The sequence below is a fragment of the Candidatus Woesearchaeota archaeon genome (assembly GCA_003694805.1).
Taxonomy (GTDB): Archaea; Nanobdellota; Nanobdellia; order Woesearchaeales; family J110; genus J110.
Window position 1 is genome coordinate 1 of the sequence record RFJU01000086.1, and the last position, 9670, is coordinate 9670.

At 51.2% G+C, this 9670-nt stretch carries 13 protein-coding genes; 4 read left to right on the forward strand and 9 right to left on the reverse strand.

Going from position 1 to position 9670, the window contains the following annotated elements; translation table 11 throughout:
* Positions 1 to 425, reverse strand: a 425-nt coding sequence (locus D6783_03080; protein RME53019.1) for an ethanolamine utilization protein EutJ, incomplete at its 3' end; no start/stop codon positions are given.
* A 90-nt stretch (positions 426 to 515) separates the two neighbouring features.
* Entirely contained in the window at positions 516 to 788 is a 273-nt protein-coding gene (locus D6783_03085) for a hypothetical protein (protein RME53020.1), read from the reverse strand.
* A 4-nt stretch (positions 789 to 792) separates the two neighbouring features.
* Between D6783_03085 and D6783_03090 the strand changes: the two genes are divergently transcribed.
* Together D6783_03090 and D6783_03095 are read left to right on the forward strand one after the other, a co-directional pair.
* Positions 793 to 1443, forward strand: coding sequence for a methyltransferase domain-containing protein (locus D6783_03090; protein ID RME53021.1), 651 nt, complete (start codon positions 793 to 795; stop codon positions 1441 to 1443).
* 116 nt (positions 1444 to 1559) lie between these two features.
* Positions 1560 to 2120, forward strand: coding sequence for a DUF99 family protein (locus D6783_03095; protein ID RME53031.1), 561 nt, complete (start codon positions 1560 to 1562; stop codon positions 2118 to 2120).
* On the opposite strand, the gene D6783_03100 is transcribed toward D6783_03095, so the two are convergent.
* Positions 2074 to 2814 (reverse strand): DUF1461 domain-containing protein, encoded by a 741-nt coding sequence (locus D6783_03100; protein ID RME53022.1) that lies wholly within the window; start codon positions 2812 to 2814, stop codon positions 2074 to 2076. The two genes, D6783_03095 and D6783_03100, sit on opposite strands and share 47 nt — an antisense overlap.
* A 12-nt stretch (positions 2815 to 2826) precedes the next feature.
* A complete protein-coding gene (locus tag D6783_03105) occupies positions 2827 to 4566 on the reverse strand; it encodes a ribosome biogenesis/translation initiation ATPase RLI (protein RME53023.1) in 1740 nt (579 codons plus the stop codon).
* Positions 4567 to 4736: 170 nt separating this feature from the next.
* On the opposite strand from D6783_03105, the gene D6783_03110 reads away from it, so the two are divergent.
* Positions 4737 to 7079: a DNA polymerase II gene (locus D6783_03110; protein RME53024.1), complete on the forward strand. Its 2343-nt coding sequence runs from the start codon at positions 4737 to 4739 to the stop codon at positions 7077 to 7079.
* Between the two features lie 71 nt (positions 7080 to 7150).
* Here the strand turns inward: D6783_03110 and D6783_03115 are convergent, their stop codons facing one another.
* Complete coding sequence (locus D6783_03115; GenBank protein ID RME53025.1) at positions 7151 to 7414, reverse strand: hypothetical protein; 264 nt, start codon at positions 7412 to 7414, stop codon at positions 7151 to 7153.
* A 202-nt stretch (positions 7415 to 7616) separates the two neighbouring features.
* On the opposite strand from D6783_03115, the gene D6783_03120 reads away from it, so the two are divergent.
* Positions 7617 to 8066, forward strand: a complete 450-nt coding sequence (locus D6783_03120) for a phosphatase PAP2 family protein (protein RME53026.1) — start codon at positions 7617 to 7619, stop codon at positions 8064 to 8066.
* 103 nt (positions 8067 to 8169) lie between these two features.
* Here D6783_03120 and D6783_03125 read toward each other — a convergent pair whose 3' ends face one another.
* The 4 genes from D6783_03125 to D6783_03140 all read right to left on the reverse strand — a co-directional run.
* The gene (locus tag D6783_03125; protein ID RME53027.1) at positions 8170 to 8388 is read right to left on the reverse strand and encodes a hypothetical protein; all 219 of its coding nucleotides are present in this window, start codon (positions 8386 to 8388) and stop codon (positions 8170 to 8172) included.
* Positions 8389 to 8415: 27 nt separating this feature from the next.
* On the reverse strand, positions 8416 to 8682 hold the full coding sequence (locus D6783_03130; GenBank protein ID RME53028.1) for a hypothetical protein: 267 nt from the start codon (positions 8680 to 8682) through the stop codon (positions 8416 to 8418).
* On the reverse strand, positions 8651 to 8959 hold the full coding sequence (locus tag D6783_03135) for a hypothetical protein (GenBank protein RME53029.1): 309 nt from the start codon (positions 8957 to 8959) through the stop codon (positions 8651 to 8653). The genes D6783_03130 and D6783_03135 overlap by 32 nt, the downstream gene beginning before the upstream one ends.
* On the reverse strand, positions 8946 to 9670 hold a 725-nt coding region (locus D6783_03140; GenBank protein RME53030.1), incomplete at its 5' end, for an ArsR family transcriptional regulator. The genes D6783_03135 and D6783_03140, both read right to left, overlap by 14 nt.

Sequence of the window (9670 nt, forward strand, 5' to 3'; positions counted from 1 at the left end):
ATTTTGGTTAGGTGTGGTGCAGTTGCGATTATAATTGATGGAATTCCTTTTTCTTGAGCAATAGGTAGACCCGGGCCAGCGACTGGAGAACAAACAGGACCTATAATTGCAGTAACATCGTCAACGTTAATTAATTTTTGGATTGCGCTAACCCCGTCAGGTGAACACTGATCATCTTCTACAATTAGTTCTATTTGCTTTCCACCAATGCCGCCTTCAGCATTAACTTCATTAACTGCCAATGTTATTCCTGCTAGAGCACTTTCTCCGATTGAAGCAGCTTCCCCTGTCAAGGGGAGTGACACGCCTATTTTTACTACAGAATCCTCATCAGTAACGCGACCGCCCAAGAACATCGATGTTACTAGCACCGCTCCAATCACTACAATAAGGAGCACAATCCAGACTGATACATTTTTTTTCATTTTTGCTCAACACCTCGCTTGAGGAATTCTTTTAATATATATTTACAATTAACTCTTAACTTATATTTAAGTTTATTGATTTAAATATTGTTAAATATTGTTTTGTTTGATAATGAGATAATCTGACTCGTTTCTCGTATGGTGGTAGTTTATAGTCGTTATGAACGTGTTTTCCGCTTGTTTTCCAAATGTATAAAAAGGGTGTTTGGGTTCTTTTGTGCCTCCCGTTTGGAGGTGGTCTTGGTTGGGTAAGCGTTTGGTTGTGGGTCTTTGGAAGCAGGGAGGTTCTGCAAGGGAGCGTAAGCTCTTGCCTCGTGAGAAAGTTCTTCGAGCGGTTGTTGAGGATGATAGGGATTTCGTCACGCGAATGGGTGTGGTTCCTAAAGAAGCGCTGAAAGGGCCTGATGGTACGGTGGTGGACGTTGAGGGTGGCGGGCGCTTTGTCGTGCTCTCACCTGGTTTTGAGGATGTGAAGGACGTGTTTGAGCGGAGTGCTCAGAAGGTTCTCGCAAAGGATTTGGGCGTGGTGGTTGCTAAGACCGGGATGGAGAAGGGGTGGCGTGTTCTCGATGCGGGGACGGGCTCGGGCGTCGCTGCGCTTTTTTTTGCTCGTTTCGCAAAGTCCGTGGTTTCGTATGACGTGGTTGCTGAGCGTTCGCGTTTGGCGGAGAAGAATGCAGAGATGATTGGTGTCACGAATGTTTTGTTCAAGACGGGTGATGTGTTTGAGGGTGTTGAGGAGCGTGGTGTTGATTTGTTCTTTCTTGATGTTCCCGAGCCGCATCGGGCTCTTGTGTCAGCAAGGGCTGCGTTGAGGCCGGGTGGTTTTTTGGTGGTGTACACGCCGCATATTCTTCAGGCGTTGTCGGTGGTGCGTAGTGCTGGGAGTGGGGAGTGGTTGTATGAGGGGACGTTTGAAGTGATTGAGCGGGAGTGGCTTGTTGATGAGCGCAGGCTTCGGCCGCATAGTGGCTTGTTGCACACGGCGTTTTTAACCTTTTTGCGTAAACTTTTTTAAGGATTGAGGGCAAGAAGTAGTTGTGGTTGATGGCGCTTTCGTTGCTTGTTGAAGGGTTGCGGGAGCGGTGGTGTTTGGTTGTGAAGGCGGAGGGGGGTTTGGTTGCTGGTAAGAGTATGAAACGCGAGCTTCGCGTCCTTGGCGTGGATGACGCGCCGTCTGTGCACGGTCAACGAGGTCCTGTGTTAGTTGTCGCTCCGCTTTTTCGTGGTGGCTCGTTCATGGACGGTCTTTTGAGTACGCATGTCACGAGGGATGGTGATGACGCCTCGTACCGCTTGGCTGAGATGATTGAGCGTTCGAAGTTCAAGTCTCAGCTTCGTGCCGTATTCTTGGACGGGATTGCCGTTGCGGGCTTTAACGTGGTGGATGTGCAGGCGCTCTCTCTAAGGACGGAGGTTCCTGTTATTGTTGTCATGCGTGAGCGTCCTGATGTTGAGGGGATGAAGCGAGCGCTTCTTCGCTTGAGTATGGGTCATAAGGTGGCCTTGCTTGACCGTGCAGGGCCTATCGAGCCCGCGGGGAGTATTTTTATTCAGCGCGTGGGCATCTCTCGGCAGGACGCTGTGGAGTTGCTTCGCATTTGTACGGTGCGCGGTCATATTCCTGAGCCGGTGCGGGTCGCTCATCTTATTGCTTCCGGCGTGGCTGATGGTGAGAGCCGCGGGCGGGCGTGATGTGGTTGCTTCCTTTTTTGCGCTGCCAGCGTCGGCTGAAGTGTTGGGTTGCCTTGCGTATGTGAGATGCGTGTCCTGCGAGGAAGAGAAGTGCTGTGCTGGTGGTTGTGAAAAGAAGGATGTTTTTGAGGGCGTGGGTGAAGAAGGATTCTGGGAAGAGTTTGATGAGCGTGCTGCTTTTGCTGAACTGCCAGTTTCCCTGGGGGAATACGACGTGGTGGAAGAGGGTGAAGGTGTTTGGGAAGAAGAGCGTGCTCGTAGCGAGGAGGAGGGAGAGTGAGAAGGCGAGGTAGCTTGCGAGGCGAAGGATGGCGCCAATTGCGGTGAGCGGGTGGATTCCGAGGAAGACGAGGAGGAGAAGGGCTGTTGTTGTCGCTGCGATGCTGGCTGCGTTAACGCGTTTGGTCTTGTGCACGAGTTGCTTGACGTCTTCCATGTGTTTTTGTTCTGCTGTTGTGTACAGCTCGCGTGAGAGGTTGCCGTTTCCGTGCAGGAAGGACGTGAAGTTGCTGAGTATGGTGTCCGTGGCAGGTCCGAAGTGTTCTCGTGCACCGTGTTCTATGCTTCGTTTCGTGATGGTTTCCGGTCTGAACTGGAGCAGGACTGCGGTGGTGAGGAGGTAGGTGGTGAGGGAGACGCTGGCGAGAATGAGGAGTGCTGTTGTGAGCTTTGGCGTGTGCTTTGAGGCGGGCATGTGTCAGGGACCTTAGGTGTAGTAGAGCTTGCCAGTTTGCTTTTGTTCTCGGTCTTTGAGGCTGCCTGGCTTGTTCGCGCGGGGCCTGTTTGTTTCTTCGTCTCTGCGAAACGTGATGCCTAGCTCTTTGAGGAAGCGGTTCATGCCTTCTTCCATCTCGAAGGGACCGGTTGCTCTGCCTTCTTTTGCGGGGGTTCCTTCAAAAATGATGAGTTTGTGGCAGAGGTAGTCGATGAAGAGCAGGTCGTGGTCGACGATGAGGCTTGCTTTTCCGTGGAGGGTCATCATATCCCTGATGACTTTGGAAGCGATGAGGCGTTGTTCTACGTCGAGGTAGGTGGCCGGTTCGTCGAGGAGGTAGAGGTCTGCTTTCTTGGCGAGCGTTGCGGCCAGGTGGACGCGTTGGAGTTGTCCCCCGCTGAGTTCGTTGAGGTTTTTGTCGAGGAGGGGTGCGAGCCCGAGGGGGTTGATCAATTGGTTTTTGAAGTTTGTTAAGGCGTCTTTGAGGACGTGGGCGACGGGGCTGTCGTTGGTCTCAAGGTATTGGGGTTTGTAGGCTACCTCTGCGTTTCCCTCTTCTGCCTTTGCGATGGCGTTCACAAAACTTGTTTTTCCAATGCCGTTCTCCCCGAGGATGCCGACGACATCGTTGCGGTTGAGGGTGCCTTGGCTTGCTTGGAGGGTGAAGTCGCCGAGTTTTTTGGTGATGGCCGGCCAGGTGATGAGTTGTTCTTTGTGTTGCACTTTGGTTGGTGCTTGGCGTTCGAAGAAAATTTTTTCTTGGCGGAAGCGGATGTTTTCTTCGCGCAAGTACCCGCTCAGGTAGGTGTTGATGCCGGCTTTGCTGCTGCGGGGGTTGCTGACGATGCCGTATGCGTCTTCTTTTCCGTACATGATGTGGACCAGGTCCGTCATGGCGTCGAGGATGATGAGGTCGTGTTCGACGACCATGACAGCGGTGTTTTCATTTGCGAGGGATCTGATGAAGGTTGCTATTTTGAGGCGTTGTTTGATATCAAGGTAGCTTGTTGGTTCGTCAAAGAAGTACACGTTGGCTTTGCGTAGTGCTGTTGCTGCGATGGCAACGCGTTGGAGTTCCCCGCCCGAGATGTGGTTGATGTCGCGGTCGAGGAAGGGAGTGAGTTCGAGCGTGTTTGCAATGTGTTGAAGTTGTTTGGTTTCGTCGACGCGCGTGAGGAGTTCACGGGGTGTTCCTTTGAATTGTTTTGGGATGCGCTCGACTTGCTGGGGTTTGTATGCTACTGTTATTTCTCCTCGGGCACGTTTTTCAAAGAAGTTTTGTGCTTCGGTTCCTTTGAAGTAGGTGATGAGGTCTTTTTCATTCATTGTTGCTTCCTCGCGACCGAAGTTCGGGGTGAGGTGGCCTGCGAGGATGTTGACGGCGGTGCTCTTGCCCAAGCCGTTTTTTCCGATGATGCCGACGACTTTGCCGAAGAGCGGTGTGGGGAGTGAGAAGAGCGAAAAGCCGTTCTTGCCGTATCGGTGAATGGGTGGTTTGTCGAGGTTTTCCGGGAGGCCTACGAGTTGGAGTGCTTTGTAGGGGCATTTGTTGACGGCGACGCGGTCGATGTCTGTTACGAGGTCTTCATTCACGCCGACTTTGCCGTCTTTGTCTTGGTAGAATGCTTCTTTTCCGGCTCGGTTGCTAGGCGAGACGCGCATGCAGAGGAAGCCGCCGCAGCCGGCGGGGTTGCATTTTGCCTTGTCGACGATGACGATGTGTTTGGCCATAGTGTTTTTGAGGATGTGGTGTTTGTTATATAAATGTGGTGCTGGGCTCCAGGTTTTTTTTCTTGCTTTGTTTTCGTTTTTGCTCCTTGAATGCTGCTTGTCATGAGCGTTGCTCTTCTTTCCCCGCCAAATTTATAAAGTTTGTAGGGTTTTCGAGGGGGGTGAGGAGCATGGGTGGTTCGGGCAAAGAGGGTGTGAAGGGGTTTATTGTGTATCCGACGTACGTTGTAGAGGATGGTGTTCCGAAGGTGCGTCTTTATGGTCGGTTAGAAGATGGGCGTTCGTTTTTGAGCGTGCACGAGGAGCGCCCGTATTTTTTTGTTCGCAGGAAGGATGAAGGGAAAGTTAAGGCGCTCTGCTCGTTTTCGATTTTTCGTGAGCAGCTCCGTGATTTTGATCGGCTGCTTGTTTCACGAGTTGTTGTTGGAGAACCAAAAGATGTTCCTCCCCTTCGTGACGCGCTTCATCGCGAGGGCGTTCCGACGTTTGAAGCTGATGTCCGGTTCGAGTATCGATTCTTGATTGACAAGGGGCTTCGCGGGGCGGTGAACGTTGTCGGGCGGGGGCGTGATGGTGGCGAGTTTGGTGTTGATGTCGTGTTTGAAGAGGCAACGGTGGAGCCGCTCCCCCCTGATGATTACGTGCCGAAGAATTTGAGAGTGCTGTCGTTTGATATTGAGACGGACAAAGAAGGCGGGGGGTTGTATTCTATTGCTGTTGTGACGAATGAGGGCTTTGAAACGGTCTTGATGCGTTCGGAAGGGAAGGTGCGCGGTGCTGAGACGTTTCCTTCGGAGAAGGAGGTGTTAGAGCGTTTTTTGGAGGTTGTGCGCGAGCAAGATCCTGATGTTCTGGTTGGTTGGAATGTTGTTGATTTTGATTTGGCAGAGCTTGCGAGGCTTTGCCGTCGGCATAAGGTGGTGTTCGCGTTGGGAAGGGGTGGCGGCGAGGTGCGTTTGCGCAGGTACGAGAGTTTTTTTCGTGAGTCTAAGGCTGATTGTCCCGGCCGGATTGTTCTTGATGGGATTGCTGTTCTTCGCGGGAACTTTATTAAAATGGACGATTATAAGTTGAGCACGGTGGCGAAGCATTACGTCGGGGAGGATAAGTTGTTTTCCGGTCCTGACCGGTATAAGCAGATTGATGAGGCGTTCAGGAAGGATCCTGCGCTCTTGGCAAAGTACAACCGTAAGGATGCTACGCTTGTTTTGCAGGTGCTGGAGAAGAGCGGAGCTTTTGATTTGACGGTGCGGCGTTCTTTGTTGACAGGCATGCCGCTTGATAGGGTGTCGGCTTCGATTGCTTCGCTTGATCAGTTGTACTTGCATGAGTTGAGGAAGAAGGGTTTTGTTGCGCCGACAGGCGGTTTTCGTGAGCGGGAGGCGAGGACGGTCGGGGGGTATGTGATGCAGAGCAAGCCGGGGATTTATGAGTACGTGCTGGTGTGTGATTTCAAGTCGCTGTACCCGAGCATTATGCGAACGTTCAATATTGACCCGCTCATGTTTGAGGAGCCGTGCAAGAAAAACTCAATTAAGGCGCCGAATGGGGCGTGTTTTCGTCGGGAGGAGGGGATTTTGCCTGCAATCATTGCTGAGATCTTGGCTCGGCGCGAGGCGGCGACGAAGAAGGGTGATGCCCTTGCGAGGTTTGCGCTGAAGATTCTGATGAATTCTTTTTATGGCGTGATGGCCAGCCCCAGTTGTCGGTTTTATAACCCGAAGATTGCTAATGCGATTACGAGTTTTGCAAGGATGTTTATTCAGATGCTGGAGCGCCGGTTGCGCGGGCTTGGTTATTCTGTCATTTACGGCGATACGGATTCGCTTTTTATTGATTTAAAGGAGCGTTCGTTGGAGTCTGCTGAGGAAGCGGGGCGAAAGCTCGTGCGCGAGGCGAATCTGTTTTTGCGGGAGTACATCAAGAAGGAGTACCGGGTTGAGAGTTTTTTGGAGCTTGAGTTTGAGAAGGTTTTTGTTCGGTTTTTGATGCCGAGGGCGAGGCATGGCGTGTCGGGCGCGAAGAAGCGGTATGCTGGGTTGTTGCGGAGGGATGGGAAGGAGGAGCTTGAGTTTGTGGGTCTTGAGTTTGTTCGGCGGGATTGGACGGATCTTGCCAAGAAGTTTCAGAGCGAGCTGCTCAACAAGATTTTTCATAATGAAGAGGTAGAATCGTATGTTCAGGGTTTTGTGCGGGATGTTCGGGAGGGGAAGTATGATGACTTGCTTGTGTATCGTAAGGCGATTCGCAAAGAGCTTGATAAGTATACGAAGACGACGCCTCCGCACGTGAAGGCGGCGAGGAAGTTGAAGAAGCTGGATTCGTCACTGATTGAGTATGTGATGACGAAGAAGGGTCCTGAGCCGGTGGGTTTGCAGTCGGCACCTATTGATTATGATCATTATATTGAGAAGCAGTTGCGTCCCATTGCTGATGCGCTCTTGGTGTTTGGGAAGCGGTCGTTTGATGAGATCGTGAAGGGGGATAGGCAGATGAGTCTTGAAAAGTTTTAAGGGAGTGTGTTGTTGTTTTTCTCTTCTCGCGGGTTCTTGGGCCGGAACGCTTTTTTTTCTTTTTTTTTTCTTTATGTGGGTTGGACGTAGCCTTGTTCTGGCTCGGTGATCATGTCGTCTCGTTTGAGTTGGTCGAGGAGGCGCAGTACTTCCGTGTCGAGCATGCCTTGCGCCCTTGCTTCAAGGATGACGCTTTCTTTGGGGATTTTTTTGCCGGTTGGTGAGAGGTCTCGGATGATGCTGAGGAGTTTGATGGTGTTGTCCGTGTCGACTTCTTGTGCGATTCTGCTTGCCATGAGGCGTTGGATGCGCATGAGTTCATCGAAGTCGGTCATGGTTCCTTGTTTGGAAGGGCTGCGGCGGTAAGAGACGGCGGCGTGCTTCTTACCTGTATAACAGTTGCGCTCCCCCCAGAATAGTATACGTTCGTGTGTATAAAAAGTTTTTGTAATCTACAGGTCGAGAAACAGAATGTTTTTAAAGGAGCGCGGCTGGGAGTAGCTTCCTGTGTTAGTCGTGGTGAAGGAGGGCTTTTGTATGTTTCAGGAAGGGTTGCAAAGGATTGTCCGGGACATTTCTGCCTTGGGAGGCATTACGTTTGCAGTGCTGGTTTTCTTGTTCGCCTTGGCGTTTTCTTGGTTTGACGTGGCTCGCCGCCTTTTCTTTTGTATCGTCGCGTCATTCTTCATTGCAGGGATGATTCGTTTTGTTTACTTTAAGGATCGGCCAGAGCCGAAAAGGTACAAGACTGTGTTGCAGCGGTTGGACGCCTCTTCGTTCCCGAGTTTGCACGCCGCGAGGGCGGGGTTTTTGGTGTTGGTGTTGGCGGAGAAGGTGAGGACGAGATTCGCCTTGGTCTTGATGGTCGTGTTGGCGATGCTGGTGTGCTACAGCAGGGTGGTGCGCCGTCGCCATGATTACGTTGACGTGCTTGCAGGGCTTGTTTTGGGTGTTTCGTTGGGTGTTGCGTCGTTGGCGTGGTTGTGAGTTGCTGTTGGCGGCGAATTCGTTGGGGGAGTTTGTAAGGGAAAGAGTTATAAAATAGATGAGGAACCCTTTTCGCAGATAGTGGGGGTGATGGTATTTGGCATTATTTGCTGTTACGAAGAAGTGTGAGGGTTCTTCTGAGTTTTTGAACTTCGTTCATGAGGAAGGTGGTTTTTTTTACCATAAGCAGATTGAGCGCAGGGGCGGCAGGGTATTTATGCGTATGAAGAGGAGGCGTCTTGCGTAAGTGCGTTGCGTACACGTTGCGTAAATGAGGGGGTTGGCGGCGCTTCTTGTGGGGGTTCTGGCAGGCATCAAACATCAAGAAGTGCTTGGTAAGAATGGGCTTTTATCGTCGTGAGAAGCGTTGGACGAAGTTGCCCATGCGGCTCTTGAGGGTGCGTTCCGGGTCTTTTTCGAGTTCGAAGTTGACTCTGCTCTTCATTTCAAGGTTGCGATAGTAATCAATGGTTTTGAGGAAGTTTTCTATTTCTTTGATGGCGCCGTAGAGTTGGTGTTGTTTGCCGAGGTCGAGTGTTTCCTTGCCGTTGTTGAGCATCGTGATGAGGTTTGCTCGGCGCTGCTCAAAGGTTCTTTTCAAGGCGATGAGTGGCATGGTTGTTCTTGGGGTTTTTGTTGATGTTGTTGAGGAAGAATTGGAGGCAGTCTGTGGCATCGAAGCTTGCTTGCTTGCGAAGCCCTTTGGGCCCGAAGTGCAGGGTGAGCGCCTCGTCTCCAACCTCGCTGTTGCATACTGGGCAGATTTTTCCCCCGATGAGTTGTTGTTTGCGTTGCTTTATTAACCTTTCGATAGCTCCTTTGTTGAGGGCTTCTTCAATGCGTTGGAGTTCTTCTCGCGTGGCTTTTTTGATGAGTTCTTCAAGTTCGTGCATGGGTTTCCTCTTTTATTGTTTGAAGAATGTTTGCGGGGTCTTTGAGGGTGTGGGGTTTTTTGGTGAGGTTGATGAAATAGTCTTCCTTTCGGGCGAGGCCATCTCGTATTTCTTGGGGGGTGTGGGACCATACAGAGATGGTGTGGGTGTTGCCTTTTGAGTCGGTGATGGTGATGGTGCTCTTTTTCTTGCGGACTTCTTCAACGTTGTCGGTGATGACGAGGATGTCGAGGCCGCTTGTTTTGGTGTTGATGATGTAGACGCCGTGGGCGGGTCCGGTGAGGTCGTCGTGTTGCCACATGAGTCTGATGAGGACGTCCCAGTCTTTGTTTTGGTTCCATGAGAAGATGTTGCCGATGATGGTGACTGTTTCGTCTGCTGAGATGGTTTTTTTCGCGGCGAGGCCTTCTCTGCAGAACGCGATGCTGAGGAATGGTTGTTTGAGATAGTAGGTGTTGGTTGGCTTTCCCGGGCCGTTTGGTTCTTTTGCTTCTTTCCAGATATAGCCGTATGCTTCGAGAAGGGTGATTTGTTGAAGGACGTTTGCAGGTGTTGTTTTTGTAGCTTTTGCGAGCTCTGCAGGGGTTCGGGGCTGTTCAGCGATGAGGCTTAAGAGTCGCCATTTTGCTGGTGAGAGGATGTCTTGGTCTTTCATTCTCTTTCTTTGTTGTTTGCTTGTCGCTATTTTTTTTGGATGTCTTGTGTTACGTC

Bases quoted from the DNA above. Each gene is read 5' to 3' on its own strand.
- D6783_03130 (RME53028.1), bottom strand. From the start codon at position 8,682: ATGCCACTCATCGCCTTGAAAAGAACCTTTGAGCAGCGCCGAGCAAAC.
- D6783_03095 (RME53031.1), top strand. From the start codon at position 1,560: ATGAAACGCGAGCTTCGCGTCCTTGGCGTGGATGACGCGCCGTCTGTG.
- D6783_03100 (RME53022.1), bottom strand. From the start codon at position 2,814: ATGCCCGCCTCAAAGCACACGCCAAAGCTCACAACAGCACTCCTCATT.
- D6783_03115 (RME53025.1), bottom strand. From the start codon at position 7,414: ATGACCGACTTCGATGAACTCATGCGCATCCAACGCCTCATGGCAAGC.
- D6783_03120 (RME53026.1), top strand. From the start codon at position 7,617: ATGTTTCAGGAAGGGTTGCAAAGGATTGTCCGGGACATTTCTGCCTTG.
- D6783_03110 (RME53024.1), top strand. From the start codon at position 4,737: ATGGGTGGTTCGGGCAAAGAGGGTGTGAAGGGGTTTATTGTGTATCCG.
- D6783_03090 (RME53021.1), top strand. From the start codon at position 793: ATGGGTGTGGTTCCTAAAGAAGCGCTGAAAGGGCCTGATGGTACGGTG.
- D6783_03135 (RME53029.1), bottom strand. From the start codon at position 8,959: ATGCACGAACTTGAAGAACTCATCAAAAAAGCCACGCGAGAAGAACTC.
- D6783_03125 (RME53027.1), bottom strand. From the start codon at position 8,388: ATGTTTGATGCCTGCCAGAACCCCCACAAGAAGCGCCGCCAACCCCCT.
- D6783_03105 (RME53023.1), bottom strand. From the start codon at position 4,566: ATGGCCAAACACATCGTCATCGTCGACAAGGCAAAATGCAACCCCGCC.